At 71.3% G+C, this 26,472-nt stretch carries 23 protein-coding genes and 1 pseudogene; 18 read left to right on the top strand and 6 right to left on the bottom strand.

The annotated features are described in order from the left end of the window. Window positions 1–18 precede the first annotated feature (18 nt). On the top strand, window positions 19–594 hold the full coding sequence (locus ABD108_RS15160; protein WP_344185984.1) for a dTDP-4-dehydrorhamnose 3,5-epimerase family protein: 576 nt from the start codon (window positions 19–21) through the stop codon (window positions 592–594). A gap of 24 nt (window positions 595–618) precedes the next feature. Here ABD108_RS15160 and ABD108_RS15155 read toward each other — a convergent pair whose 3' ends face one another. Further along, entirely contained in the window at window positions 619–1,146 is a 528-nt protein-coding gene (locus tag ABD108_RS15155) for a hypothetical protein (RefSeq protein ID WP_343930712.1), read from the bottom strand. A gap of 71 nt (window positions 1,147–1,217) precedes the next feature. On the opposite strand from ABD108_RS15155, the gene ABD108_RS15150 reads away from it, so the two are divergent. Next, window positions 1,218–2,312 (top strand): glycosyltransferase family 4 protein, encoded by a 1,095-nt coding sequence (locus tag ABD108_RS15150; RefSeq protein ID WP_343930711.1) that lies wholly within the window; start codon window positions 1,218–1,220, stop codon window positions 2,310–2,312. On the opposite strand, the gene ABD108_RS15145 is transcribed toward ABD108_RS15150, so the two are convergent. From ABD108_RS15145 to ABD108_RS15135, 3 genes are read right to left on the bottom strand one after another with little or no spacing between them, the layout of a single operon-like run. Beyond that, window positions 2,290–3,300 (bottom strand): glycosyltransferase, encoded by a 1,011-nt coding sequence (locus tag ABD108_RS15145; RefSeq protein WP_343930928.1) that lies wholly within the window; start codon window positions 3,298–3,300, stop codon window positions 2,290–2,292. The genes ABD108_RS15150 and ABD108_RS15145 overlap by 23 nt on opposite strands. An 8-nt stretch (window positions 3,301–3,308) precedes the next feature. After that, on the bottom strand, window positions 3,309–5,285 hold the full coding sequence (locus ABD108_RS15140) for a glycosyltransferase (RefSeq protein WP_343930710.1): 1,977 nt from the start codon (window positions 5,283–5,285) through the stop codon (window positions 3,309–3,311). Then, a complete protein-coding gene (locus tag ABD108_RS15135; RefSeq protein WP_220657106.1) occupies window positions 5,282–6,829 on the bottom strand; it encodes a flippase in 1,548 nt (515 codons plus the stop codon). Before ABD108_RS15135 ends, ABD108_RS15140 begins: the two co-directional genes overlap by 4 nt. Window positions 6,830–6,870: 41 nt before the next feature. Between ABD108_RS15135 and ABD108_RS15130 the strand changes: the two genes are divergently transcribed. After that, the gene (locus tag ABD108_RS15130; RefSeq protein WP_343930709.1) at window positions 6,871–7,926 is read left to right on the top strand and encodes a glycosyltransferase family 4 protein; all 1,056 of its coding nucleotides are present in this window, start codon (window positions 6,871–6,873) and stop codon (window positions 7,924–7,926) included. Between the two features lie 33 nt (window positions 7,927–7,959). Here ABD108_RS15130 and ABD108_RS15125 read toward each other — a convergent pair whose 3' ends face one another. Beyond that, entirely contained in the window at window positions 7,960–8,601 is a 642-nt protein-coding gene (locus ABD108_RS15125; RefSeq protein WP_220657104.1) for a GNAT family N-acetyltransferase, read from the bottom strand. Window positions 8,602–8,692: 91 nt separating this feature from the next. Between ABD108_RS15125 and ABD108_RS15120 the strand changes: the two genes are divergently transcribed. The 14 genes and pseudogenes from ABD108_RS15120 to ABD108_RS15055 all read left to right on the top strand — a co-directional run bounded on the left by ABD108_RS15120 (window position 8,693) and on the right by ABD108_RS15055 (window position 24,526). Next, window positions 8,693–9,661 carry a hypothetical protein gene (locus ABD108_RS15120; protein ID WP_343930708.1) on the top strand — a complete coding sequence of 323 codons (969 nt, stop codon included), beginning with the start codon at window positions 8,693–8,695 and terminating at the stop codon, window positions 9,659–9,661. A 4-nt stretch (window positions 9,662–9,665) separates the two neighbouring features. Beyond that, the gene (locus ABD108_RS15115; RefSeq protein ID WP_343930707.1) at window positions 9,666–10,340 is read left to right on the top strand and encodes a hypothetical protein; all 675 of its coding nucleotides are present in this window, start codon (window positions 9,666–9,668) and stop codon (window positions 10,338–10,340) included. After that, window positions 10,337–11,689, top strand: a complete 1,353-nt coding sequence (locus ABD108_RS15110; protein WP_343930706.1) for an O-antigen ligase family protein — start codon at window positions 10,337–10,339, stop codon at window positions 11,687–11,689. Before ABD108_RS15115 ends, ABD108_RS15110 begins: the two co-directional genes overlap by 4 nt. After that, window positions 11,686–13,305, top strand: coding sequence for a hypothetical protein (locus ABD108_RS15105; protein ID WP_343930705.1), 1,620 nt, complete (start codon window positions 11,686–11,688; stop codon window positions 13,303–13,305). The genes ABD108_RS15110 and ABD108_RS15105 overlap by 4 nt, the downstream gene beginning before the upstream one ends. A 108-nt stretch (window positions 13,306–13,413) precedes the next feature. After that, entirely contained in the window at window positions 13,414–14,655 is a 1,242-nt protein-coding gene (locus tag ABD108_RS15100; RefSeq protein WP_220657099.1) for a class I SAM-dependent methyltransferase, read from the top strand. A 13-nt stretch (window positions 14,656–14,668) separates the two neighbouring features. Continuing rightward, complete coding sequence (locus ABD108_RS15095; protein WP_305112567.1) at window positions 14,669–15,451, top strand: glycosyltransferase family protein; 783 nt, start codon at window positions 14,669–14,671, stop codon at window positions 15,449–15,451. After that, window positions 15,448–16,101 (top strand): PIG-L deacetylase family protein, encoded by a 654-nt coding sequence (locus tag ABD108_RS15090; RefSeq protein ID WP_343930704.1) that lies wholly within the window; start codon window positions 15,448–15,450, stop codon window positions 16,099–16,101. The genes ABD108_RS15095 and ABD108_RS15090 overlap by 4 nt, the downstream gene beginning before the upstream one ends. Then, window positions 16,098–17,114 (top strand): NAD-dependent epimerase/dehydratase family protein, encoded by a 1,017-nt coding sequence (locus ABD108_RS15085; RefSeq protein WP_343930703.1) that lies wholly within the window; start codon window positions 16,098–16,100, stop codon window positions 17,112–17,114. The genes ABD108_RS15090 and ABD108_RS15085 overlap by 4 nt, the downstream gene beginning before the upstream one ends. A 2-nt stretch (window positions 17,115–17,116) precedes the next feature. Next, window positions 17,117–18,058: pseudogene (locus ABD108_RS15080) on the top strand (class I SAM-dependent methyltransferase); the annotation flags it as partial. Window positions 18,059–18,280: 222 nt separating this feature from the next. Then, complete coding sequence (locus ABD108_RS15075; protein WP_305112656.1) at window positions 18,281–19,621, top strand: glutamate-1-semialdehyde 2,1-aminomutase; 1,341 nt, start codon at window positions 18,281–18,283, stop codon at window positions 19,619–19,621. Between the two features lie 65 nt (window positions 19,622–19,686). Beyond that, window positions 19,687–20,151, top strand: a complete 465-nt coding sequence (locus ABD108_RS15070; protein ID WP_220657094.1) for a hypothetical protein — start codon at window positions 19,687–19,689, stop codon at window positions 20,149–20,151. Between the two features lie 52 nt (window positions 20,152–20,203). Further along, window positions 20,204–20,926 carry a hypothetical protein gene (locus tag ABD108_RS15065; RefSeq protein WP_343930702.1) on the top strand — a complete coding sequence of 241 codons (723 nt, stop codon included), beginning with the start codon at window positions 20,204–20,206 and terminating at the stop codon, window positions 20,924–20,926. A gap of 2 nt (window positions 20,927–20,928) precedes the next feature. Continuing rightward, complete coding sequence (locus ABD108_RS15060; RefSeq protein WP_343930701.1) at window positions 20,929–22,770, top strand: cytochrome c oxidase assembly protein; 1,842 nt, start codon at window positions 20,929–20,931, stop codon at window positions 22,768–22,770. 100 nt (window positions 22,771–22,870) lie between these two features. Continuing rightward, a complete protein-coding gene (locus ABD108_RS15055; RefSeq protein ID WP_343930700.1) occupies window positions 22,871–24,526 on the top strand; it encodes a hypothetical protein in 1,656 nt (551 codons plus the stop codon). A 19-nt stretch (window positions 24,527–24,545) separates the two neighbouring features. On the opposite strand, the gene ABD108_RS15050 is transcribed toward ABD108_RS15055, so the two are convergent. Further along, the gene (locus tag ABD108_RS15050) at window positions 24,546–25,313 is read right to left on the bottom strand and encodes a WecB/TagA/CpsF family glycosyltransferase (protein WP_220657090.1); all 768 of its coding nucleotides are present in this window, start codon (window positions 25,311–25,313) and stop codon (window positions 24,546–24,548) included. 95 nt (window positions 25,314–25,408) lie between these two features. Between ABD108_RS15050 and ABD108_RS15045 the strand changes: the two genes are divergently transcribed. Further along, window positions 25,409–26,467 carry a TPM domain-containing protein gene (locus ABD108_RS15045; protein ID WP_343930699.1) on the top strand — a complete coding sequence of 353 codons (1,059 nt, stop codon included), beginning with the start codon at window positions 25,409–25,411 and terminating at the stop codon, window positions 26,465–26,467. The last annotated feature ends 5 nt before the right edge of the window (window positions 26,468–26,472 follow it).

The raw sequence follows: 26,472 nt of genomic DNA, 5'->3' as shown, positions 1-26,472 counted from the left end.
GCGAAAGGGGCGTGAGTCATGGGAGTGCAGGCGCGCGGTTTGACGGTGCCCGGGGCGTTCGAGTTCACGCCGCAGCAGTTCGGCGACGATCGCGGCCGGTTCCTGGAGTGGTTCAAGGCTTCCGAGTTCGAGGCGGCCACCGGCTCGCCGATGCCGGAGCTGCAGCAGGCGAACTGCTCGGTGTCCGCCGCCGGGGTGCTGCGGGGCGTGCACTACACACTGAATCCGCCCGGCCAGGCGAAGTACGTGACCTGCGTGCGGGGCGCCTTCCTGGATGTGATCGTGGACCTGCGCCGCGATTCGGCCACCTTCGGCACCTGGGACAGCGTCCTGCTCGACGATGTGGACCGCCGTGCCGTGTACCTCCCCGTGGGCCTGGGGCACGCGATCCTGTCGCTGGAGGACCAGTCCACGGTGATGTACCTGTGCTCGTCCGAGTACGCCCCCGATCTCGACCGGGAGATCGACGCCTTCGATCCCGATCTGGCGATCGACTGGCCCACCACGGGGCGCGACGGCGCGGCACTGCACTACGTGCGGTCCGCCAAGGACGGCGCGGCACCGTCCTTGCGCGAGGCCTTCGGCGGCGCCTGAGCCGTGCGGCGGCGCGGCGGGCGATCAGTGCGCGAGCAGGGTGTACATGTGCCAATCGCCGCCGTCGGCGCCGATCAGGCCACCGGCGGGCGGGGCCGACCAGCCCTCGTCCAGGAACCCGAGGCCGACCAGCGCGGGCCCCGACGGTGCCGCAGGCGGCAGCGATATCGCGACTCGGCGCAGGTCCGGACCGGCGGCCACGAGCGCTCGGGCGAGCGCCGCCACCGCCCGATGATCCACCGGACCCCGCGGCCCCGAAGCCGGATACACCTCGGTGGTCGCGGTGCCCCCGTCGTACCGGCACAGATACGTCGAGGAATCCGAGCCGATCGACACCTGGTAGGCGGTCAGGGCGCCGCTGCGCACGGCGGCCGCCGCGGCCGATGCCCGGATTCCCGAGGCCAGGGCCGCGCGCTTGGCCTGATCCGGCGTGCACGGCGTGAACCGCACCCCTTCGATCGGGGGCAGTTCCCGGGGTGCGGCGCCCGCGCGGTACTGCGCCAGGGCGCGGCGCGCCTGACGCACCCCGATTCGGGCCCTCGCTACGGTCATCGCTGCACGGTCGGCCAGCTCGTCAGATCCCACGGAACGGGAGTGTAGCGGGTTTTGCATATGCTAAGACGATGAACGAGCCGCTCCGCGTCCTGCTGGTCGGGCCCGCACCGCCGGGTCCGGACAGTCGCGGCGGCATGGCCACGGTGATGGGGCACATGGCCGCGCACCCCGGCGCCCGGATCACCGTGGTGCCCACCTACGTGGACGGCACCCCCGCCGAACGGCTCCGGGTGGGCGTGACCGGGATGCTGCGTGCGGCGGCGCTCGTGCTCCTCGGCCGGGTCGACGTGCTGCACGTGCACCTCTCGCACGGCGGCAGCGTGGTGCGCAAGGCGGTACCGCTGTGGGCCGCTCGCCTGCGCGGAGTCCCCGCCGTGGTGCACGGCCACAGCTTCGATTTCGGCGGCTGGATGCAGCGCCTGCCCGCCCCGGCGCAGGCCGTGGTGCGGGCGGCCCTGCCCGCCGATGAATGGCTCGTGCTCAGCACCGGCCTCGCCGAGGAGTACCGCGCGGCGCTCCGGCTCCCCGCCGACCGCGTGCGCGTCCTGCACAACCCGGTGCCCTCCGGCTCCGTCGCCGCTCCCGACCCGCGCGGGGCCGAGGTGCTGCAGGTGGTCTCCCTGGGCCGGCTCGGTGAACGCAAGGGCAGCTACGACCTGGTGCGCGCCGTGGCCCAGCTCCCGCCCGAGGTGGCCGCGCAGCTGCACCTCACGCTCGCGGGCGACGGCGAGGTCGAGCAGGTACGGGCCGCCGTCGCGGACGCGGGCGTCGGCGCGACGGTGACGGTGCGCGGCTGGGTGGACGCCGCGGAGCGGGACCGGCTGCTGGCCGCGAGCCACGTCTTCGCGTTGCCGAGCTACCACGAGGGCCTGCCGATGGCGCTGCTCGAGGCGATGGCCGCCGGGCTCGCACCGCTCGCCACCGGGGTGGGCGGCATCCCGGACGCGATCGCCGACGGGGCCGACGGCGTGCTGGTGCAGCCGGGCGATACCGCGGCCCTCGCCGCGGCGCTCACCGCCATGGTCCGCGACCGCGAGACCACGGCGGAACTCGCAGCGGCCGCGCGCGAGCGCGCCGACGACTTCGACATCGAATCCTGGTACGAGACGCTCGGCCAGCGGTGGAACGCGCTGCTCCCGGTCAGGCCCGCGCGACGCGGCTGAGCACCTCGTCGAGGCGCGCCGCCGAAACCGGGGCCGCGTACTCGGCGAGGTAGTGGGCCCGCGCCGCGGTCCCGCGGCGGGCCGCCTCGGCGGGATCGGCCAGCGCGTCGAAAGCCGCGGCGAGCCCGGCCACATCGTCCACCGCGATCGGCGGCTCGCCCGGCGGCTGGAACTCCGGCAGCGCACCGCGGTCGGAGACGATCGGGGTGACGCCGAGCTGCATGGCCAGCACCTGCACCCCGCTCTGCGTGGCCCGGCGGTAATGCGCCACCGACCCTTTGGCGGCGGCGAGCGGCGCGATCACATCGGCGTAGGAGTAGGCGCCGGCCACCCGGCGCACGTGCGGCGCATCGCGCAGCGGCGCGTCACCATCGCCGATGAGCACCAATTCGTCTCCGCGCCACCCGGGGCCGGTGGCATGACGCTCCCACGCCCGGAGCGTGACGTCGAGGTTCTTGTAGCCGTTGAGCCGGCCGACCGCCACGAAGTCCCTGCGGCCCTCGGCGGCGACCACCGGGGGAACGAGCGATTCGGCCAGATCGCTGGTGAGCGGCGCGAATCCGTCCGCTCCCACTGCGCCGCGGACGTAATCACTGAAGGCGACGGTCGCCGCGGCCGAACCGCCCCAGCGGTCGAACAGGGCGCGTTCCCAGCGGGGGAGGACCTCACCGGAATCGTGCGGGCGGTCGTCGTGCACCAGCCGCACCCGGGACGCGCGGCCCGCGAGCGCGATCCACCGCGGATCCCGCACCAGCTCGGTGACCACCACATCGGGCGCGAATCGCCGGGCCTCGCCCAGCGTGCGCGCGAACGGCGCCCACGTGGCCGGCGTCTTGGGCCGCGGATCGAGGACCCACTCGTACGGGCGGGCGGCATCGGATTCGGGGTGCTGATCGGAGGTCACGAGCACCACCTCCCAGCCGCGGTCGGCGAGCGCCTCGCAGTACACGCGCGCCAGCGGGCGCATCCACGGCGACAGCCACAGCAGGCGGCCGCTCACCGCAGCACACCCGCGAAGGCCGCCTCGTAGGCATCGGCCATGGCCTCGATCGTGTACCGCTCGCGCATCCGGTCGAATCCACGCTCCCCGAGCTGCTTCCACCGCGCGGTATCGGCCAGCAGCTCACGCAGAGCGGCGCGCCAGCCGGCCACCGTGATGTCCTCCACCACGGCGCCCGCGCGGCCACCGTCGAGCATGTCGGGCACCGCGCACACCGCCGATGCCGCCACCGGCACCCTGCGCGCCATCGCCTCCAAGATCACCAGCGGGAAGGCCTCCGAGCGGCTCGGGACACACACGAGGTCGGCGTCCGCGAGGGCGTGCTCGGGTCCCGGCGACCATCCGCGCCAATGGATCCGGTCGCGCAGATCGCCGGGCGTGAGCGCCTCGAGCCGCGCGCGATCGGGACCGTCGCCGAAGATCGACAGCTCCCACGGGAGATCGCGCAGGCCGGCCAGGGCCTCGACCAGCAGGTGCGGGTTCTTGTGTTCGACGATGCGCGAGAGCATCACCAGATGCGGCGGTCCGGCGACCGGCGGACGGGCGGGAACGCCGTCGAGGGATGCGGCGGAGGCCACGCCGTTGGGGACGGTGAACACCGTGGAGCCGAGGTCCTGATACGCGGTGGCCTCCTCCCAGTGGCGAGGCGAGAGGGCGATGAATCCGTCGGCCCGGCGCATGGCCGCGGCCAACCCCGCCGAATACGTCGGCCGGTCGAGCTCCGGCGGAATATGCGCCGCCACCAACCACTTCCGGTCCCGACCGGCGGCCCGCCACAGGGTGGCGAAACCGGTCTCGGTGTTGGTATCGCCGCTGATCAGGATCTGCGGTCCCGGCGGGAGGTCGAGAGCCGGAGCCCACCACGGCTGGCGCACCACCCGCACACCGTGCGGGATCTCGCTCACCAGCGGGCCGAACCGTTGCATGCAGACGATCGTCACCGGGTAGCCGCGGCGGGCGAGCTCGGTGGCCAACACCACGTGCTGGCGTTCGGCGCCGCCGAAGACGAGGCGGTTGGTGGTGATCACGATCGCCGGCTTCGCCGCGGCCGGGACCCGCGTGGCCGCACGCTTGGACCGCTGCACCCGGTCCAGGAGCGAGGCCCCGGCCAGGTAGCCACCGGCCGCGCGGGCGCCGAGCTCGTGCTCGAGGTTCAGGGCGGTGTTGGCGCGCAACAGGTCCGTGGAACGACGGCTCGCGGCACCGTCGTTACGGACCGTGCCGTGCCCGCTGTGGTCGATCCCGGCGTCCCCGGTGAGCAGCAGCCGCCATCCCGCGGCCCGCGCCCGCGCCTGCCAGTCGGATTCCTCACCGTAGAGGAAGAACTCCTCGTCGAAGGGCCCCAGCGCGTTCCACGCGTCCCGGGAGACCGCGAGGCAGGCGCCGGTGAGGTAACCGGACACCTCCTCCGGCGGATCGGCGTAGAGATCGGACAGCGGTGTGCCGCGCAGGCGCTCGGCGTATCCGGCCCGCGAGACCAAGGCCCGCAGCACTCCGCGCCGGCGGTGCGCGACGTCCCAGGGGCGCCGGATCCCCGCCCCGTCCTCGGGATCGCGCACCGGGGGAGCTGCGGCCGCGACGCCGGTGCGGCCCAGCGCGGCGCGCGTTGCCGTCAGCCCGTCCCGGATCACCGCATCGGGATTGAGCAGCAGCAGATCGTGATCGGGCACCTCGGCCGCGATCCGGTTGACGCCCGCGGCGAAACCGTGATTGCGGCCGTCCCCGAGGTACCGGGCATCGGCGAATTCGCCCACCACGGCGGGGACCTCGGGATCGGCGGGGAAGGAGTTGTCCCACACGAGGACCGGTGTTCCCGGGAGGTGCTCCGCCACCGACGTGAGGCACTGCCGGAGATCGCCGGGGTTGCGGTAGGCGACGATCGCGACGGCGAGATCGCGCCGCGTGGGCACGGCGGGCGGCGGCGCCGAGCGCAGTCCGCCCGCCAGATACGCACGGTCGAGCTCGCGGCTCACGGTGTGCTCCCTTCGGAGGCGGTGGATTCGGGGGCACCGGGCTCGTCGGACTCCTCGCCCTCGGCGCGGGCCACCATCTGGCGCACCGCCGCGGGCCGGACGGGGCCGAGCACTGCGTTGACGACCAGGTAGACCACCCCGGCCAGGAGTGCTGTGAGAAGCACCGGCTGATCCCGCAGTAGGACGCAGACGGCCGCCGTCGCGGCGAGCGGAACCGTCAGATGCAGGCAGAACCGCCACGGCGTGCGGTACGGGCTGCGCCGGGTGAGCCGCCAGGTGGCCACCAGCAGGCCCACGGTCTCGCTGGCGATGAGCGCGACACTGGCACCCGCGGCGCCGAAGGGCGGGATCAGGATCAGGTTGAGCACGATGTTGCCGATCAGGTTCACCACGTTCAGCCGGAGCAGGAAGACCTGATCGTGGGCGGCGAACAGTGCCTGGCTGAGCACCGCGTTCACGAACCGGATGGCCACCGCGATGAACAGCAGTCCCAGTGCGATACCGCCGATCTGGACGAACTCGTCGTCACTGATCAGGTGGATGAGGCCCGAGGAGAGGATCACGCCGATCACCACCATCGGGGCGCCCAGGAACAGCATTGCCTGCATGCTGCGCACCGTGAACCGGGCGAACTCGTCGCGGTCGGTGGCCCACAGGTTGGTCATCGTCGACAGGGCCGAGGCGAGGTACACCGTGGAGATCACCGTGGCGTTGAAGGCGATGCCGTACGCGAGGCTGTACCCGCCCAGCTGCTGCGGCGTGCTCAGGATGCTGAGCAGGAAGGCGTCCGACCGCCAGTAGAGCGCCGCGATGATGAGCACGCCCGTCTGGGGCAGGCTCTCCCGGACCAGGTGCCAGCTCTCGCTCGCGGAGAAGATGGGCGTCACGTCCACCAGCCGGCGGGCCGCCACCGCCTGGATGACCAGCGCGATCAGCGGGGGGATCACCTGGACCGCGGCGAACCACACGAGCGGTGCGTCGATCGAGATCAGCCACACCGTGCCCGCCAGCGAGAAGACGCGGCCGAGCACATCGGAGGCCGCGACCGCGCCGAATCGCACGTTGGTCATGAAGATCGGCTGGAAACAACTGCTCAGCGTGGTGAGCACCAGGCTGGTGGAGACGATCGCGATCATCGCGATCACCTCCGTGCCCTGATCGGCGTAGATGCCCCAGCCCATGAACAGGGTCAGCGCCCCGAGTGGCACGCAGTACGCGAGGGACAGGCCGATGCTCACCCGGACCAGGTGTGCGAGATCGTCGACGCCGGAGGTGACCCGGCGCACGATCACGGAACCGATGCCCAGCTCGGTGAAGCTGGTCCACAGGCCCACGAAGGCGATCGCGGTCTGCAGGTGGCCGTACGAGGTCAGTCCGAGGTGACGGCTGGTGAGCGCCATGGTGAAGATCGACGCCATGAGGCCCACCACGCGCGCCACCATCTGCAGCCCGAAGGCGCGGGCGATGCGCCCGGAGGAGGCACGTCCCTGTGCGGTGGGGGGCTGGGTACCGTTACCCTCTGTTGCGATCGAATAATCGGGCACGCCCGATTCGGGGGCGAGGTCGAGCGGAGGATCAGGTGCGGGTGACGGTGCCGCTGGCCGGAGGTCTGTCCGAGCAGGACTGGGCTCGCCGTCACGACGCCGGTGAGGTCCCGGATCGTTCACCGTACGGCCTCCATCAACTGGCGCGGCACGACATCGACGTGCGTTTCGCCACCGCAGGATTCGGCGCCGGACCGGGCGGCCGGGCCGCTTCCCGCGTCGCCCGCGCCGTGCGCCACCGCACCGGCGGCTACGAATTCGTCGAGGCCCTCACCAGCAGCGGCCGCACCGGCGATGCCGACGCCGTGCTCGCCTACGACGAGCGGACGGGCGTGCCCGCCCTGCTCACCGGACGCACGCCCGTGGCCGCCGGCATCGGCTGGCTCACCACCCGCGCGGGGACGGATCGCGTGCACGGTGCGCTCGCCGCGAAGGCTCTGCCCCGCGCCGGCGCGGTGTGGGCGCAGTGCTCCGCCGTGCTCCCGGTGATCGGCGCCGAGTGGGGCGTACCGGAGTCCCGCCTGCAGTTCATCCCGCTGGGCATCGACACCGACTTCTACTGCGAGCAGCCCCTGCCCGAGCGTCCCGGCCTGGTGATGAGCGCGGGCGAGGATCGCTTCCGCGATCACGCCACGCTGATCGCCGCCGTGGCGGCGGTGCGTGAGCGGCGCGCCGAGACCCGCCTCGAACTGGCCTCCGCGCTCCCCTTCGCGGCCCCGGAGGGCCTCGTCACCCTGCACACCGAGCGGCTCAACGGCCGCATCCGCGACCTGTACCGCCGCGCGAGCGTGGTGGCGGTCGCGTTGCACCCCACGGTGACCGGGTCCGGTCTCACCGTGGTGCTGGAGGCGATGGCCAGCGGCCGGCCGATCGTGGTCACCGACAATCCCGGTATCGCCGACTACGTCGAGCACGGAGTCACCGGCCTCACCGTTCCCGCGGGCGATCCCGCGGCACTCGCGGCGGCGATCGAATCGCTGCTCGGCGACGATGCGCTGCGGATCGAGATGGGGCGCCGCGCCGCCGAGCGCGCCCGGGAGCGGTTCACCTCCGACGTCATGGCCGATCACCTCGCCCGGATGCTGCGCAGGATGTGATCGTTCGACGGTCCGCGCGGGAAGCGGGACGGATCATGCCTTGGCCCACTTGGCGATCGCGGCCCGGTTCTCCGGCGTGTTGTCCAGGTACGAGATGTCGTGATCGGCGGGTGCGCCGGCGTAGGGCCGCAGGGCGTGCCGACGGCCACCGTCGGAGAAGCCCAGGATCTGCAGACCCGGCCGGGTGGCCGCGTTGGCCGCGGCCGCGGGCACGATGACGCGGTCCAACCGGTACTCGGGCTCGAGCACCATGCCGACCGCCGTCGACAGGGTCCACGGTGTGATGCGGGTCTTGGTGGGGGCGATCCAGCCGTACATCTCACCCGAGCGGGTCGCATCGTCGATACCGCACAGCCCGACCTCGCCGAGGAACTCCTCCCCGTGGGCGTCGCGCCGGTAGATCACCAGCGGCAGTGTGCGGCGGCTCCGGTACCCCTCGATGAGGGGTGTGGCGTACTCCACCCAGGAAGTGACGTCGTTCTGTTCGGCCCACGTCCTGCCCTCCGCGGCGAACGCGGGAGCCAACCGGTCTTCGCAGCGCAGACGCGTCTTCTGCCAGGGCCGGAAGTCGCTCAATCGCATGTGACGCACTTCGTAGTCGACCCCGTCGAGCCGCATCGCGGCCACGGTCCTGGCACGGCCGGAGGCCAGGCGGGTTCGAATACTACGCAGCATTGCTTCATTATAGAGTTGCAAAGTCGGCGTTTGCTCGGTGCCGCTGACCAGTGCTCGCGGTGCGGAGCCAGGGACCAAGGAGAGACGGATCATGAATGTCGCGGGATTCGTAAGGACTGTTCTCGCCAAGCCGCTGGTCCTCGTCGTCCTCGTGGTGGTGACCGCCGCCGCGGGCGCGGTCGGCTGGTCGTCGACGTCGCCGCACTACGTCAGCGGCGGTGCCGTGCTGGTGATCCCGCCGGGGGCGGGCAACACCGACGCCGGCCGGAACCCGTTCGCCAACCTCAACGGCGGGCCCCCGCTCCTCGCCCACGTACTCGCGACCTCTTCCGGGTCACCCGAGGCGCGCGACAAGGTGGCGGCCACGGGCGCGCAGCCCGACTACCAGCTCTCCACCCTCGCGGGCGATTCGTCGAGCTTCAATCAGCTCTCGCCGCAGATCACCTTCCAGGTGTCCGGGCCGGACCCGGAGACGGCGCAGCGCGGCTCCCAGGCGCTCGTGGCGTTCATGCGCGCGGAGCTGCGGAAGATGCAGGTCCAGGCCGGTGTGGCGGACGGCACGTTCGCCGATCTGCGCGTCACCGTCGAGGCGCAGCCCGGCACCGAGGTGCCCGCGAAATCGGCGCGGACCGCGGCCTCCTACGGGATGGCGGCGGCGGCACTGGTGATCATCGCCCTGCTGGTGGTGACGGCGGTGCGTCAGCAATTGCTGCGCCGCCGCGTGCCCGCGGTCGCGGCACCGGGAGCCGCGCCCGCGCCGGCGAACGCTCCCGCGGCGGCCGCACCCGCGCCGCAGGGCGAGGTCCCGGCCGCCGACGGTGCCGCCGACCGTGCCGCCCCCGACGAGGGCCGCCCCCCGCGCCCGCGGCGCATCGCACCCCCGCAGCGCCCCGTGCGCTCGCAGCCGAGCCAGGTGACCGATTGGTCCTCCGAGGAGGAGCCGCTCCCCGCACCCACCGACGAGACGGCGCCGGCGGGCCGGTCGTCGCGGCGACCGTCGCCGCAGGTCCGGTGGGCGCGGCCCGCGAACCGCGACGATCCGGCGCGTCCCAAGGTCTGAGGGGATGAAGGAATCCGCCCGCTCATCGGTGCTGCTGCGGCGATGGCTCGCAGTCTGCGCCGTGTTGCTCGTGGGGCTCACGGCGGGAAGTTTCGGCTGGAAGTCCACGTCGGTCTGGTACGAGTCCTCCGGCGTCGTGCTCGTCATTCCGCCGGGCGCGGGTAACCCCGACGCCCGCAACAACCCGTTCAACCGGCTCGACACCACCTCCCAGTTCGCGAACGCCCTCGCGGTGATCGCCTACGGCGACGAGGGAAGGGCGACCGTCGCGAAGACGGGCGCATCGTCGAGCGACTACACCGTGTTCCGCGTGGCCGGCCAGGGACCGACGTCGTCCCAGCTGTCGGCGCAGATCAGGATCTCGGTGCGCGGTCCCGGCCCCTGGGTGGCCCGGGAGGGTGCGATGGCGCTGATCGACCTGATGCGCACGCGGCTGCGGTCCCTGCAGCGCGATGCGGGCCTGGTCGACGGGACCTACGCCGACTTCCGGGTCACCGTCGAGCCGGATCCCGGAGAGGCGGGCAGCGGCGACCGGGTGCGCTCGGCCGTCGGCATGGCCATCGGTGCGGTGCTGGCGCTGCTGTGCGTCGCGGCCGCCGGCGCGGCGATGCGCGCGCGATCGTCCGCCTCCCGAGCCTCGTCCGCGCCGGACGCCGAGCGTGAGCCGGTGCCGGCGTGATCGGCGGAATCGACCTGGTGGAGACCGGTTCCCGCACGGTCTCCCGGATCGAACGGTTCGCGCCCGCGGGGGCGCTGTTCATCGCCGTCGCCTCGTTCTCGCTGCTGTCGATGCGCCAGGTGATCTCGGTGCCGGGCACGTACGGCATGTCCTTCGCCGGCACGTTGTTCGCGTGCGGATCGCTGCTGTGGCTGGCCACGGTTCTCACCGGACACGCGCACCTGGTGAAGGACTGGGTGGTGATCGCCGCGGTCCTCGGCTACGTGAGCGCCTCCTTCATCTCCTACGCGCTGGCCTCGGCGCGCGGCATCCCGGCGGAATCGCAGCCCTCGATCGACCGGTACGTGATCACCGACCTCTTCCTGGCCGGCCTGGTGCTGCTGATCCTCACGGTGGTCCGCACCGAGCACGGGCTGCGCGTGATCCTCGGCGGCCTCGTCCTGGGCGCCACGGTGAGCTCCCTGTTCGCCCTCCTCTTCGCGGCCACCGGCATGGACATCGCCGCCAGCTTCCGGGTTCCCGGGCTGACCAAGGCGAACGACTGGGTGATCCTGCGCAACCTCGCCCGCGCCGGCGTGAACCGGCCTCAGGGCAGCGCGGGCCACCCCCTGGAACTGGGCGCGGTCCTCACGGTGATCGCGCCCCTGGCCGCGGCCCTGTACTTCAACGCCAAGGCCCGCGGCGCGGGGACGCGGCTGTGGCTGGCCTGCTTGCTGATCGTGCTGGTGGCCGATCTCTCCACCGTCTCGCGGTCCGCCGTGGTGGGCGGGGCGGCCGCCATCGGCGTGATGTGCTGGCGGTGGCCCGTGCAGCGGTTGGCATTGCTGCTGGGCACCGGTGCGGCCGTGGTGGTCGTCGGGACGGTGGCGCAGCTCAAGCTCGTCACCGCGCTGATCGAAACCTTCGCCGGCTCGTCGACCGACTCGTCCATCCAGTCGCGCGAGATCGGGCGCGCCTTCGTCGCCGACAACGTGGAGAAACACCTCTGGTTCGGCCAGGGCGTCGGCGCGTACCCCACTCTCAAACAGCCGGTCCTCGACAATCAGTACCTGTCGCGGCTGATGGAGTCGGGGATCGTGGGCCTGGTCAGTTTCTGTGTGGCCCTGGCGATCGCGCTCTACCTCGCGATGCGCGCGTCCACCGCCGCCGACGGACCGCTCGCGGAGCTGGCCGGCGGCATCAGCGGCGCGGTCGCGGCCCTCATCGTGATCTGCCTGATCCTGGACACCTCCGGCTTCCAACAGATCTGGTACCTCACCTGGATCCTGCTCGCCCTGGCCGGTGTCGCCTACCGCTTGGCGCGGGTGAACCAAGCTGAGGAACCGGACGTCGTCGAGGCGGCCGCGTGACCCGCACGGCATGGCTGCTGGGGCCGGTGGCGCTCGCCGCGGCCGCCGCCGTCACCCTCTCCACCACCTCCGCGCCGCCCCCGCCGGGCGACCTGCCCTTCTCGGAACCCGATCTGGTCAATCCCCTGCGCGGGCAGTACGAGAACCTCCTGACCGGGCCCTTCCCCCAGACCTCGGAGCTGAACCGGGACCTGCCCGCATGGCCCGGCGTGGCCGATGTCAGCGTCCGCATCCCGTGGTCCTTCCTGCAGCCGAAGGACCCGCGCACGGTGCCCGCCGACGCGGCCGACACCGAGAAGTACTCCTTCGACCAGCTCGACACCTACATCGCCGATGCGGCGAAACAGGGCAAACGCGTGGGATTCCGGGTCACCGCGTTCAACTCCTGCTGCGACGCCACCAAGCCCGGCGATGTGGTCACCACGGCGCCCGCGTGGCTGCGGACCCTCCCCGGTGCGTCGACGACGGCCGTGAAGGACGGTGTCTCGTACGTGATCCCGCGGTGGAACGACGCCGCCTACCTCGACGTCTTCACCGGTCTGGTCGAGGCCCTGGGCCGCCGGTACGACCGGGACGAGCGGGTCGCGGTGTTCGAGTTCTCGGGCTACGGGGACTTCAGCGAGAACCACATGTCCTTCGCCCGCGACAGCCTCGGCGCACCGGGGCCGGCGCCCGAACGGAGCAGGGCCGAGCTCGGCTACTTCAGCCAGTACCGTGACCAGACGCTCACGGCGGCGTCGGCGAACCGGCTGGTGGGAACCACGCTGCGGGCCTTCCGCAGCACCCAGATCGTGTCCCCGATGGGCAACCCCGAGATCGCCCGGCTGCTGCTGCGCGACCATCCCGACCTGGCCGGGCTGCGCCGCCCGGTCGGCATCCGCGCCGACTCGCTCGGCGGCATGGAGATCTTCCCCACCTGGGCGCAGAACCGGTGGTCCCAGTACGTGATCGACCGCGATCCGCTGATCGGCGTGCTGGCGCAGCGCTACCGCACGGCACCGGTCCTGTCGGAGTGGTCGCCCCAGCTGCTGACCGGCGGCACCGACCTCGAGTACTACCGCCGGGGAGCGAACGACGTGGTGCGGCAGCACGTCTCCAGCACCTCCAGCACCGGGTTCCCGGCGCAGAGCCGGCCCGAGCGGATGACGGCCGAGCAGTACGAACTGTGGGAGCGGGCCAACAAGTACGCCGGATACCGCTACAGCGCGGCCACCCTCGGCCCCCGGACGACGGACGACGGACGCCGCGTCCTCGATGTGCGGTGGACCAACGCCGGCTCGGCGCCGACCCACGACCGGTGGGCGGTGACCTACGACCTGCTCGACACGCTCGGGCGCGTGCGCGCCAGCATCCCCGGCGCCGTCGATCTCGCGGGCCTGCTGACCACCGAGCCCTACGCCGGTGCCCCCGCGGTGCCCCCGGCGGCCGAGGTGACGGACACCGTCGAGCTGCCCTACCTGCGCCCGGGGACCTATTCGCTGCGGGTCCGGGTGCAGTGGGACGAGCGCAAACCCGACGCCACCCACACGGTGGACCTGCCGCCGATGGCACTGGCGCAGACCGGGCGCGACACCGGGGGCGGATATCCGGCGGGCACCGTCGAACTCGGACGATGAGACCTCCGGAATTTCCCACTACAGTGTGTGCGATAGCATTCGTCGAGTAACGATGATCCGTTGAGCGTCGAGATCGCACGGCGCGCAGAGCAGGGGAGCTGACCCGGGATGACCTGCAGTGTGTGTGGCTCGGAGCGCCTGCGCAGCGTGGTGGACCTCGGCGCCACGCCGCCGTGTGAGAAGTTCCTGACGGCCGATGAGCTGGACCTGCCCGAGCCCACGTACCCGCTGCACCTGCGGCTGTGCGAGAACTGCCTGCTGCTGCAGATCCCCGCGCTGATCCTGCCGGAGGAGACCTTCTCCGAGTACGCGTACTTCTCGTCCTTCAGCGACAGCTGGGTGGCGCACGCGAAGCGCTTCGTGGACGAATCCGCCGACCGGCTCGGCCTCGGCCCGGACAGCCTGCTGATCGAGGTGGCCAGCAACGACGGCTACCTGCTGCAGCACGCCGTGGCCCGCGGCATCCCGTGCCTGGGCATCGAGCCCTCGGTGAACGTGGGCGCCGCGGCCCGCGAGAAGGGCGTGCCCACGCTGACCGCTTTCCTGGGCGAGGAGACCGCCGCGCAGGTGGTCGCCGAACACGGCAAGGCCGATCTGATCGCCGCGAACAACGTCTACGCGCACGTCCCGGACGTCCTCGGCTTCACCCGGTCGCTGCGCACCCTGCTGGCCGACGACGGCTGGCTCAGCATCGAGGTGCACCACGCGCTGAACCTGGTGCAGCTCGGCCAGTTCGACACCATCTACCACGAGCACTTCAGCTACTACACCGTGTACTCGGCGCAGCGGGCCCTGGCCACCGCCGGGCTCGAGGTGGTCGACGTCGAGCTGATCCCCACCCACGGCGGCTCCATCCGGCTGTGGGCGCGCCCGGTGGAGGCCGGCGCCACCCCGTCGCCCCGGGTCGCAGAGGTGCTGGCCCTGGAGGCCGAGGCGGGGCTGCACGAGGTGGCCGGGTACACCGGGCTGCAGGACCGCGCCGATGCCACCCGCCAGGACCTGCTCCGCTTCCTGCTCGACCGGAAGGCGGAGGGCAAGAAGGTGGTCGGCTACGGCGCACCCGGCAAGGGCAACACCCTGCTCAACTACTGCGGCGTGCGGCCCGACCTGCTCGAGTACACCGTGGACCGCAACCCCTACAAGCACGGCCGTTACACGCCGGGCAGCCGGATCCCGATCCACGCGCCCGAGCGGATCGACGAAGACCGGCCCGATGTGATCGTGGTCCTCCCGTGGAATCTGGAGACCGAGATCACCGCGCAGCTCGCCCACGTCGCGGAGTGGGGCGCCGAGCTCGTGTACCCGCTTCCCACCCTGCACTCCGCCGACCTGCCCGCGCGGGTCGGCTGACAAGGAGCACACCATGAAGGTCGTCCTGTTCTGCGGCGGATACGGCATGCGGATGCGGGGCAGTGCCGACGACACCGTGCCCAAGCCCATGCAGATGGTGGGCCCGCGGCCGTTGATCTGGCACGTGATGCGGTACTACGCCCACTTCGGGCACACCGAATTCATCCTCTGCCTCGGCTACGGCGCCGGCCACATCAAGGATTACTTCCTCAACTACCGCGAGACGGCCTCGAACGATTTCGTGATCCGCGGCGGCGAGGTGGAACTGCTGCACTCGGACATGTCGGACTGGACGATCAACTTCGTCGACACCGGCCTGGAATCCGCCATCGGCGAACGACTCCGGCGCGTGCGCCCCTTCCTCGACGGTGACGAGTACTTCCTCGCCAACTACGCCGATGTGCTCAGCGACGCCCCGATGAACACCATCATCGACAAGGTCAAGGCCGAGGGCGCCGCCGCCTCCATGCTGCTGGTGCCGCCGCAGTCCTCCTTCCACTGCGTCGACGTGAACGACGACGACAAGGTCACGGGCATCACGCCGGTCTCCGAGTTCCCGATCTGGGAGAACGGCGGCTACTTCGTGCTCACCCAGGAGGTCTTCGACCATCTGCCGGAGGGCGGCGATCTGGTGGCGGACGCCTGCGGCGCCCTGCTCAAGGAGGACCGGCTGATCGGATACCGGCACCGCGGATTCTGGAAGCCCGCCGATACCTTCAAGGAACGCGCCGAACTCGATGCCGGCTACGCCCAGGGGTACCGCCCCTGGATGCTGTGGGAGAACGACCACTCGTGATCGGACTCTCGCCCGGAACGGTCCGCGAGATCGCGGTACTCGGCGCGCACTGCGACGACATCGCGATCGGCATGGGCGGCACCCTGTTGCAGATCGCCGAGGAGAATCCCGGTGTCCGAGTGCGCGCCTGGGTGGGCAGCGGCGGCGGCACACCGCGCGAGGCGGAGGAGCGGGCCGCGCTCGCCGCGTTCGCGCCCGGCGCCGACCTGCAGGTCACCGTCTTCGATCTCCCCGACGGGCGTTCCCCCGCGTACTGGGAGCGGGAGAAGCAGGCGCTCAGCGAATTCCGTCGCTCGACGGACCCGGACCTGGTGTTCGCGCCGCACCGCGGCGATGCGCATCAGGACCACCGCCAGCTCGCCGAACTGGTGCCCACGGAGTTCCGCGACCACCTGATCCTCGGTTACGAGATCCTCAAGTGGGAGACCGACACCCCGCGTCCCACGGCGCTGAACCCGCTCACCGTGTACGCCGCGATGACGAAGGCCCGGTTGCTGACCGAGTGCTATCCGTCGCAGACCGCGCACGACTGGTTCGATGACGAGTCCTTCCTCGGCCTGGCCCGGCTGCGCGGAATCCAATGCCGCGCACCCTATGCCGAGGGATTCATGCTGGAGAAGGCGATCGTGGAGTTCGGAGGAAGTCGATGAAGGTTCTGGTCACCGGCCACCAGGGATACCTGGGCACGGTCATGGTGCCGCTGTTGCAGGCGGAGGGCCACGACGTGGTGGGCCTCGATTCGGGCCTGTTCGCCGACTGCACGCTGGGCGTCGCGCCGCCCGAGCCCCCGGACATCGCGGTGGATCTGCGCGATGTGACCGAGGAGCAGCTCGTCGGCTTCGACGCCGTGATCCACCTCGCCGCCCTGTCCAACGATCCGCTGGGCGCGCTGGAACCGCAGATCACCTACGACATCAACCACCACGCCTCCTCGCGCCTGGCGCGCCTGGCCAAGCAGGCCGGCGTGTCCCGGTTCCTCTACGCCTCCACGTGTTCGGTGTACGGCGCCGCGGGCGACGGCCTGGTCAACGAGGACGCCCCGTTGCGCCCGCTCACCCCGTACGCGGAGAGCAAGGTGCGGGTGGAAGACGATGCCGCGGCCCTCGCGGACTCGGGGTTCGCCCCCGTCTTCCTGCGCAACGCCACCGCCTTCGGCTTCTCGCCGCGGCTGCGCGCCGACATCGTGCTCAACAACCTGGTGGGCTACGCCACCCTCACCGGCGAGGTGAAGGTGCTCTCCGACGGTACGCCGTGGCGGCCGCTGGTGCACGCGCAGGACATCGCCCGCGCCTTCGCCACCTGCCTCACCGCGCCGGTGGATAAGATCTCCTGCCGGGCCTACAACATCGGCACCGAGGTCAACAACGTGACCGTGGCCGAGATCGCGCAGTCGGTGGTCGACGCGGTCCCCGGCTCCACGCTCAACATCACCGGCGAGTCCGGTGCCGACCCGCGCTCCTACCGCGTCGACTTCTCCCGCGCCCGTGAGGGACTCGGGTTCGAGGCGCAGTGGACGGTGCCGCAGGGCGCCGCCGAGCTGTACCGCGAGTACACCGCCCGTGGTCTCACCTCGGACGCCTTCTTCCAGCGCTACACCCGGCTCGCGCACCTGAAGGCGCGGCAGGAGGCGGGCACGCTGGACGACACGATGCGCCCGGCCTAGGCATGGCCTGCCGGGGCTGCGGGAGCGGCGATCTGCACCGCGTGCTGGACCTGGGCGCCGTGCCTGCGGCCGACCACTTCCCGCCCGCCGACACCCCCGTCGAGCCGGGCGAGTCCGCGCATCCGCTGGCGATGGACCTCTGCGGTGCCTGCGCTCTCGCGCAGCTCGCCGACGACGACACGGTGACCGATGAGCCCCGGGGTGTGGAACCGCAGGCGCTGCGGGACCAGGCCGCCGATGCCGTGGCCCGCGCGGCGGCGGACGGCTGGCTCAGCGGGAACACGGTGCGCGAGTTCGGAAGCCCGCACGGCGGTACCTGGCTGCCCCTGCTCGCCGAGCGCGGACTCACCCCCACCGACGGCCCCGCCGATGTGGTGGTGGACTGCTTCGGCATCATGCACGAGCCCGATCAGACGGCGGCCTTCGCCCGCCGCGCCGAGGCCCTGACCCCCGGCGGTGTCCTGCTGCTGCAGTACCACGCGCTCGGCGCGATCGTGGCCGGCGAGCAGTGGAATGCGCTGCGCCACGGTCACTTCGCGTACTACTCGTTGCACGCACTGAGCGGTCTGCTGGCCCGCGCGGGCCTGAGCATCGCCGCGGCCTGGGAGTTCGATCTGTACGGCGGCACCGTGCTGCTGGCGGTGGTGCGCGGCACTGTGGCACCCGATGACACCGTCTTCCGGCTGCTGGACGAGGAGGAGCGCGCGGGCCTGCGTGATCCCGCCGTGGTGGGCACCCTCGGTGCCGCGGCGCAGCGGCAGGCCGGTGCGCTGCGGACGTGGGCGCAGGCCGAGACCGCCGCGGGACGGCGTCCGGCCGCCTACGGCGCGGCCTCGCGCGCGGTGGCGCTGTTCGCGCTCGCGGGACTGGACCGCACGGTGCTGTCCGCCGTCGCCGATGCCAGCCCCGGCAAACAGGGGCGGCGCATGCCGGGCACCGATATCCCCATCGTGGCTCCGGCCGACGTCGCCGCGGGCGGCGGGCCCGTTCTCCTGACCCTGCCGGACCTGCGCGACGAACTGCTGGCGGGCTACCCGGCGTTCGCCGGGCGCCTCGTCGTCGATCCGGCCACCGCCGCACCACCGGCGGCAGCGCCGACGGCACCGTCGGCCGTCTCCGAAGAGCCGGCCGAACAGCCGACCGCACCGCCCGCCGACGAGGAGCCGGTGCGCCGCGACTTCACCGCATCCAACCGGCTGCAGGCCCGCCTGCACGAGCTGGTGCCCGGCGGCGCGCACACCTACGCCCGCGGTTCGGATCAGTACCCGGAGCACATGGCGCCCGTGCTCACCCGCGGCCTGGGCGCGCGCGTGCAGGACGCCGACGGCAACGAGTACGTCGAGTACGGCATGGGCCTGCGGGCCGTGACCCTGGGACATGCCCACCCGCGGGTGGTGGCCGCCGTGACCGATGCCATCGCCCACGGCACCAACTTCAGCCGGCCCACCGCGCTGGAGGTGGCCGCCGCCGAGGACTTCCTGGGCCTGGTGCCCGGCGCCGATATGGTCAAGTTCGCCAAGAACGGCTCCGATGCCACCACCGCCGCGCTGCGCCTGGCCCGCGCCGTCACCGGCCGCGACCTGGTGGCGGCCTGCGATCACCCCTTCTTCTCGGTGGACGACTGGTTCATCGGCACCACCGCCATGAACGCCGGCATCCCCGCCGAGGTCCCGGCCAAGACCCTGCGCTTCCGCTACAACGACCCCGGCTCCCTGGAGCGGCTGTTCGAGGAGAACCCGGGCCGGATCGCCTGCGTCTTCCTCGAGGCCGCCACCGCCACCGCCGAACCGGTCGACGGCTTCCTGGACCGGGTGCGCACCCTGTGCGACCGGCACGGGGCGCTGCTCGTCTTCGACGAGATGATCACCGGATTCCGCTGGTCCGAGCACGGCGCGCAGGACCTCTACGGCGTGACCCCCGACCTGTCCTGCTGGGGCAAGGCCATGGGCAACGGATTCCCCCTGGCCGCGCTCGCCGGCAAGCGCGAGTACATGGAGCTGGGCGGGCTGAACACCGACAGCGACCGGGTCTTCCTGCTGTCCACCACCCACGGTCCCGAGACCGCGAGCCTGGCGGCCTTCCGCGCGGTGGTCGCCGAATACGCCGAATCCGATCCGATCGGCGCGATGGAGGCCGCGGGCCGGCGGCTGGAGAACGCCGCCACCGACGCCATCGTGGGTGCCGGACTCGGCGAATACGTGCAGGTCATCGGGCGCCCGTCGTGTCAGGTCTTCGTGACCCGCGGTCCCGACGGTGCGCCGTCCCAGGCCTACCGCACCCTGTTCCTGCAGGGCCTGCTCGACAACGGCGTGCTCGGCCAGTCCTTCGTGAACTCCGCCGCGCACACCGACGCCGATATCGATCACACCGTGGACGCGATCGAGGAGGCACTCGTCGCGTACGGGCGGGCGATCGTCGACGGCACCGTCGACGGACACCTGCGGGGCCGTCCCGTGGCCCCCGCCCTGCGGCGCAGCGCGGCGCCCCGGCGCCTGCCCGACGCCTGAGGCCCGCGCCGAGGTGGACGACGTACGGTTTCGGCTGCGGCGTCGCCGCAGGTAGGATCGGGCGCGTGAACCACGCGCCAGCCGACGCCGCCACCTCCTCCCGGTCCCTGCGGATCTGGGGCTGGGTGGGCGCCGCCGTCGCGCTGGCCACATCGCTCGTGCACATCCCGATGCTCGGCGACAACAGCTGGGTGGTGTCGATCATCGTGGCCGCGATGCTGATCGGCTGCGCGCACTGCTCCGTGTGCCTGTTCCGCAATCCGACGGTGAGCGCCTGGGTGCGCACCGCCGCGATGGGCGCGATCATGATCGCCCTGCACCCCGTTCTCATGTCCGCGATGGGCCACGGCTCGGGCATGGCGATGGACCACTCCATGCCGGGCATGGACATGGGCGGCATGGAGATGGCGTCGATGCAGCCGTGGATGACCCTGATGATCGTTTTCGCGGCCGCCGAGATCGTGGTGGCGGTCGCGGCGCTGGGCATGATCGCTCTCCGCAACCGCGGGATCTCACGGACCGCCGGGTGACCACGATCACCCGGTGCTAACACTCGGGTGATCAGAACAGATAGGTGAAGCGATGAACGCGACGACCAACTTCCAGAAGCCGGCCCTGCGCCGGGCCGCTGCCGTAGCCGCGGCCACCGCCGTGATGTTCGGCCTCACCGGTGGCATCGCCACCGCCGAGCCCGACGCCGAGACCACGCCCGCCACCCCGGTGTCCGACCTGCTGCTCGATCAGAAGGAATTCCCCAGTGGCTACTGGGTGGTGCCCTCGCCGCAGCAGCGCCTGGCCAATGAGCTCGGTGCCGATCCGCTGACCCTGATCAGCGCGGCCAAGGTGAACCCGCCCGAGTGCAAGAACCTGCTGAACGCCGCGAAGAACGGCGAGGGCGACCTCAACACCGTGGCCGGCGTGCACGATCAGGACCGCAAGAGCCTGAGCGAGTCGCTGGTGCCCAAGGCCGCCGATGTCGACACCCTCAAGGTGGGCCTGCTCAAGCTGTGCTCCGACGTCACCATCGAGACCAACGATCCCAAGGGCGGCGTGATCAAGGCGCGGGCGAAGACCAAGGAGGTGTCCTCCGATAAGCAGAAGGCCACCTTCGAGGTGGTGCTCAACGGCACCCGCACCAAGGGCACCGATTCCTTCCCGATCCAGCAGAAGGTGCTCTTCGGTGTCGCCTCGCTGCGCGGCTACACCGTGGCCGTGCAGGGCACCAAGCTCGGCGGCGATCCGGATCGCGGCGAGTTCGACTCCTTCTTCAACAAGTCGGTGAACAAGATCAAGGACGCGAAGTAGCGATGGCGGAGGCGGTCGCCCCCGAGCGCCCGTCGCCGACCCCCGCGGAGCGCCCCGGCACCACGTCGCGGGGCGGAGCGGTGGCGCTCGGCGTCGGGTTCGCGGTGGCCTTCGCCGTCGTGCTCTGGCTCGTGACGAGCGAGGGCGAGATCCGCTACGACATCAACGGCGACAGCTACCCGGGGGCGCTCACCGCCTACGGTGCGTCGATCGGCCGGCTCGTCGGCACGCTGACCGCGGCCCTCACCTTCGGCGCGCTCGGCTACGCCGTCTTCCGCACCAAACCGCAGGACGGTGGCGAACTCGGCCTGCGCGGCTACGTCACCCAGTTGCACGCCCGACGGTACGCGGCCGTCTGGGCCCTCGTCTCGGCCCCGATGGTGCTGCTCGCCGCGTCCGACAGCGCCGGCCAGGACCTGGTGGCCACCTACCGGGTGGGCGGCCTGTTCGCCCTGGTCTCGGCGTCCGAGGGCGCCAAGGGCTGGATCGTGTCCCTGATCTGCGCGGTGATCGTGATCGTCGCGCTGCGCAACGCCCTGAGCTGGGTGGCGCACCTGTGGATCCTGCTGCCCGCGGCGGTCGGCCTTCTGGCCACCGTGGTCACGGCGAACGAAGCGCAGGGCCCCAAACACGACTACTCCACCGCCGCGATCATCACGATCGCGCTCGCCGGGGCCCTGTGGCTGGGTGGCCTGTGGACCTCCGTCCGGCTGCCCGAGCGCCCCGAGAAGCGCTGGACCGCACCCGCCTTCGCGGCGCTCGTGCTGGCGAACGGCGCCGTTCTCGCCGTGGTCTACGCACCGGGATCCGATCTCTGGGTCACCTGGTACGGCTGGCTGTACATCGCCACCGCCGTGCTCATCACCGGGGCCGCCGTGGCGCAGTACCTCCGCGCCCTCGCGCCCGCCGCCGCGCTGCTCACCGCGTCCATCGGTACCGCCCTGTCCGCCTCGCTGCTGACCCCGCCGCCCTTCCTGCGCACGCGGTTCACGGTGGGCGAGGTGTTCATGGGCTACGACCTGCCCGAGCCGCCGAACGCGCTGCGGCTGGCCACACTGTGGCGGTTCGACCTGAACTTCGTGCTCATCGTGGCCGCCTTCGCCATCGGCTACCTGCTGCTGGTGCGGCGCACCACCGCGTGGCCCTGGTACCGCACCGCGTGCTTCCTGTTCGGCTGCCTCGCGCTGCTGGTGCTCACCAGCTCGGGCGTGAGCACCTACTCCAAGGCCATGTTCAGCGTGCACATGGTCTCGCACATGCTGATGACCTCGCTGGTACCGGTGTTCCTGCTGCTGGGCGCGCCGATCACGCTGCTGCGCGACACCCTCACCGGTGCGCCGAAGCGGTGGCTGGAGCTGTTCCTCGGTTCGCGTTCCTTCGTGGTCCTGATGCGCCCGTCGGTGCAGCTGCTGATGTTCGCGTTCATGCTGTACGGCCTGTACTTCACCCCGCTGTTCGACCGGATCGGCCGATACCACTGGGGCCACTTCGGCATCAACATCGCGCTGCTGTTCACCGGATTCCTGTTCTACTGGCGCGTCTTCCAGATCGATCCGGTGCCCAAGCCGCTGCCCTTCATCGGCCGCATCGGCATGCTGCTGGCGATGATGCCCATCTCGATGGTGTTCGCGCTCATCGTGATGACGATGGACGGCCTCGTCGGGTCGCGGCTGTACTACTACCTCGACCTGTCGTGGATGACCGACCTGCAGCGCGACCAGTTCGTGGGTGGCGTCGCCGCCTGGGCGGTCGACGAGGCCGCCATCGCCCTGGTGACGCTCGGCCTGGTGCTGCACTGGGCCTGGCAGAACCGCGACGAGGATTCCGAGCCCGAACTGCTCTGATCGCGCGCCGCCGCCATGGCCTCATGCGTGGTCCGGTCCCGCACTCGCCGTGTACCGTTTGCAGCGGCAAACAGGTGTCGGTTGCTGCGGAGGGGGCCGGATGTCGGTGGGGAACGCGCGCGCGATGGCGATGATGCCGACGGGGCTCCATCGCTTCTGGATACTCGTTCCGCTTCTCGCCCTGGGGCTCCTGGATCTGTCGACCCTCTCGCGCAGCCACAGCGAGGCGGAGGACTCCGCGCTGTACATCGTGAACGTCACCAACGGCGACGATCTCTATCACCCGAACCACCTCCTCTTCGGGCCGCTGAACCGGATTCACTACCTCGTGTGGGAGGCGTTCGGCTACGGCGGCAACGCGACGGTCCCGATGCAGGTCCTGTCCGTGCTCGCGAGCCTGACCTCCGCCTGGCTGATCTACCGCATCGCGCTGTGCATCGGCGCCGGCCTTCCGCTGGCCCTCGTGGCCACGGGCTGGGCCTGCTTCTCGTTCGGCTTCTGGGTGTACAGCTTGGAGGCGGACACCTATCTCCTGCCGATGCCCTTCCTGCTGTGGGCGATCCTGCTGCTCCTGCGGTTCGCATCGTTCGCGGATACCGGCCGGCGCACCGTCCTGCGCCTCGCGGGACTCGGGGCCGTCGTCGCCGTGGCCGCGCTGCTCCATCAGCAGTACGCCTTCGTGATCCCCATCATCGCGATCACTTTCGTCGTCCTCTGGCGGCGCGATCCCGAGCGGACGGTGCCGCCGCTCCTGCGCGCCGTGGGCGTTTTCGTGACGGTCGCGGTGGTGATCACCGCGGGGGCCTACCTGCTCGTGGGGCGCTACGCCCTGGGGCTGCACTCGGTGTCCGAGGTGATCGGGTGGTCCCGGGGCCACGCCAGCAACGGCCTGTGGGAGAGCCTGTCCGCGAAGACGCCGCTGCTGCTGGTGGCCGGGTTCGTCCGGTCGATCTTCTCCATCAACTTCCTGTTCCACTCGCCGCGCTCCGCCGACGTGATGTCCAGGGTGTTCGCCGGGAAGTCGCTCGTCGAGGAGCGCTATCTGGCCGAGCACGGCATCAGCACCCCCGCTTTCGTCGCGATCGTCATCGCGATGGTCGTGGCGGCCCTGGCGACGCTGTGGTTGGTGCTGCGCCTCGCCCGCCGCGCACCGGGCCCGGAGCTCAGCGGGTCCGACGACGGGCCGCGGCGCCGGTTCACCGGGTTCGCCACCGTCTACCTGGTGGTCAGTGCCCTGCTCATCATGATCTGGGAACCGGGGAACCTCGAGTTCTGGATCGCCGTGACGCCGGTGCTGGCGCTCCTGCTGGCCGTCCTCCTCTCGCGGCGGACCAGGGTCGTGGCGGCCGGGTTCGTCCTCGTGGGCGCGCTGTTCGTCGCGAACCTCCTCGGTGCCGTCCTGCCCTACTCGCAGAGCGATACCGACTACTGGTCGGTGCAGAACAAGGGTTTCCGCGAGGTCGCGCGCACCGGCGATGTGATCGTCACCGACTGCCCCTACGTGTGCCGGGGCAACCTCGCCCTCATGACCGATGTGTTGCCGATCCAGGCCTCCTCGGACGATGTGGACCAGCTGCAGGCGGCCCTGGGTACGCGCCGGGTGCTCGTCTCGTCGTGGGCCTTCACGCCGCCGCCGAGCACCGAGGCGCCGGCGGGCGGCGGGGCGGTCCGCAAACAGCTGAGCGATAACCGATCCCGGCTGGTGGAGATCGGCCGGTCGGGCGATCAGGTGATCTACGAACTGCGGTCCCGCTGACCCCGGATCGGGGTGCGGGTCAGTGCGCGGGCCCGGAATCGGCCGGGGGCTCCGCCAGGTCGCGTCCGCGCGTGCGCGCCGCCCGGTAGAGGAAGGTGGGATTGCCCAGCAGGTAACGCCGGGCCTTGTGCGGTTCGCGGAGCAGGATGTCGACCCATTCCATCCCGATCCTGCGGGCGAATCCCGGAGCGCGGGTACGGGTTCCGGACCAGAATCCGAAGAGCCCGCCCACGCCGGCGATCAAAGGGACGCGGAGATCGGACCGGTTGTGGTGGATCCAGTTCTCCTGCAGTGGATTCCCGAAGCCCACCAGGAGCACATCGGGTGCCGCCGCGTTGATCTCGTCGATCACGGCGCCGGAATCGTCGTGGTCGAAGTAGCCGTGGTGGCGGCCCGCCACCACGATGTCGGGGTAGCTGCGCCGCACCGATTCCGCTGCGGCGGCGTTCACCTCCTCGGTACTGCCGAGCAGGTGGACCCGCAGCCCGGGCGAGGCGGCGAGCAGCGCGGGGATCACATCGGTGCCGTTGAGATTGGCCAGCAGGTCCACACCGCGCATCCGCGCCGCCCACCGCACCCCGGTGCCGTCGGGATAGACGAAATCGGCGGCGTTGAGCACGTCGCGGTAGGCGGGGTCGCCCGCGGCGAGGTTGAGGGTCGCGGCATTGGGGAAGAACACCGAGTGCGGACGCCGGGTGTCGGCGATCGCGTCCCGGAGCTCCGTCAGAGCCCCGTCGACGGTCCGATCGTCGAAGTCGACGCCGAGCACTCGTACGCTTCTCCTCACGGCTGAAAAGTATCACTCGGCCGGTCGCGGCCGATCGCCCGGCTGAGTTCGTCACACTGTAGACCCACGCCGTGTTAGCAAATTATGATTCGTACATGAAACGGATCATCGGCATCATCGGGACACTCCTCGTTGCGCTGATCATCGGCGCCGCACCGGCCTCGGCGGACCCGGCCGGCATCGCCGACCGGGCGGGACTGTTCGGCGCGCGGACCGGCGATGTCGAGGCGGCCCTCACCGACTTCCAGGCCCGCACCGGCATGACCGCCACCGTCGCCACCGCGAACGGGATCGGCGACCAGGACATCCGCGGTTACGCCACGACCGCGGGCGCCGTCCTCGGCCGCGATCAGGGCGAGGCGGTGGTGATCGGCGTCGACGTCCAGACCCGCAAGGTGGGCGTCTACACCACACCGCAGGCGATGGCCCGGATCCCCGACGCCGAGGTGACCCGCATCGTCGACACCGTGATCACGCCGCCCTTCCGCACGGGGGACTACCCGCAGGGCGTGATCGACGGCCTGCGCGCACTCGCCGATGTCGCCACCGGTGTGGCCGCCCCCGCGGCCACCACCACCGCGGACCCGCCCGTGACCGCGCCGGCCGGTGCGGCGCCGGGGGACATCGGCGGCCCGACCATCACGGTGTACCCGGGCGGGGTCGGCGGGATGCCCTTCCCCGGCCAGCAGGGGAGCTGGCCGACCTTCGGCCAGACCGGATGGCCGGGAACGCCATCGGTCGAGCGGAACGACGGGATGGGCACCGCGGTCGGGCTGTTCATCGGTTTCGTCGCGCTGGTGCTCGTGGGCGGCATCGTCAAGGCGATCGTGTCCTCCGCGAACTCCGTGTCCGACACCCCCGCGCTCCGCACGCAGTTGTCCGGCCTCATCGACGAGGAACCGGAGTGGTCCACCTGGTCGAACCGGCAGCGCTACAACCACGCCCGCCGGCACACCAGCATCGGCAGGGGAACGTGGAACGCGATCTATCCGCAGTGGCGCGTGCACGAGGATCGGTCCAGCTCGAGCTCCAGCTCCTTCGGCGGCTTCAGCGGAGGCGGCGGATCGAGCTCCAGCTTCTCCTCGGACAGTTCGAGCTCGTCGTCGAGCTCGGGAGGATTCTCGGGCGGTGGCGGATCGTCGGGCAGCTTCTGACGGGC

Origin of the sequence: Tsukamurella strandjordii (assembly GCF_039525985.1) — a bacterium.
GTDB classification, from domain to species: domain Bacteria; phylum Actinomycetota; class Actinomycetes; order Mycobacteriales; family Mycobacteriaceae; genus Tsukamurella; species Tsukamurella strandjordii.
The sequence above is the reverse complement of the archived record's forward strand: the minus strand, read 5'-3'. Positions and strand labels throughout refer to the sequence as shown.

Excerpts from the sequence above, each read along its gene's own strand:
- ABD108_RS15160 (WP_344185984.1), top strand. The coding sequence starts at position 19 with ATGGGAGTGCAGGCGCGCGGTTTGACGGTGCCCGGGGCGTTCGAGTTC.
- ABD108_RS15155 (WP_343930712.1), bottom strand. The coding sequence starts at position 1,146 with ATGACCGTAGCGAGGGCCCGAATCGGGGTGCGTCAGGCGCGCCGCGCC.
- ABD108_RS15150 (WP_343930711.1), top strand. The coding sequence starts at position 1,218 with ATGAACGAGCCGCTCCGCGTCCTGCTGGTCGGGCCCGCACCGCCGGGT.
- ABD108_RS15125 (WP_220657104.1), bottom strand. The coding sequence starts at position 8,601 with ATGCTGCGTAGTATTCGAACCCGCCTGGCCTCCGGCCGTGCCAGGACC.
- ABD108_RS15120 (WP_343930708.1), top strand. The coding sequence starts at position 8,693 with ATGAATGTCGCGGGATTCGTAAGGACTGTTCTCGCCAAGCCGCTGGTC.
- ABD108_RS15115 (WP_343930707.1), top strand. The coding sequence starts at position 9,666 with ATGAAGGAATCCGCCCGCTCATCGGTGCTGCTGCGGCGATGGCTCGCA.
- ABD108_RS15100 (WP_220657099.1), top strand. The coding sequence starts at position 13,414 with ATGACCTGCAGTGTGTGTGGCTCGGAGCGCCTGCGCAGCGTGGTGGAC.
- ABD108_RS15095 (WP_305112567.1), top strand. The coding sequence starts at position 14,669 with ATGAAGGTCGTCCTGTTCTGCGGCGGATACGGCATGCGGATGCGGGGC.
- ABD108_RS15085 (WP_343930703.1), top strand. The coding sequence starts at position 16,098 with ATGAAGGTTCTGGTCACCGGCCACCAGGGATACCTGGGCACGGTCATG.
- ABD108_RS15065 (WP_343930702.1), top strand. The coding sequence starts at position 20,204 with ATGAACGCGACGACCAACTTCCAGAAGCCGGCCCTGCGCCGGGCCGCT.
- ABD108_RS15060 (WP_343930701.1), top strand. The coding sequence starts at position 20,929 with ATGGCGGAGGCGGTCGCCCCCGAGCGCCCGTCGCCGACCCCCGCGGAG.
- ABD108_RS15055 (WP_343930700.1), top strand. The coding sequence starts at position 22,871 with ATGTCGGTGGGGAACGCGCGCGCGATGGCGATGATGCCGACGGGGCTC.
- ABD108_RS15045 (WP_343930699.1), top strand. The coding sequence starts at position 25,409 with ATGAAACGGATCATCGGCATCATCGGGACACTCCTCGTTGCGCTGATC.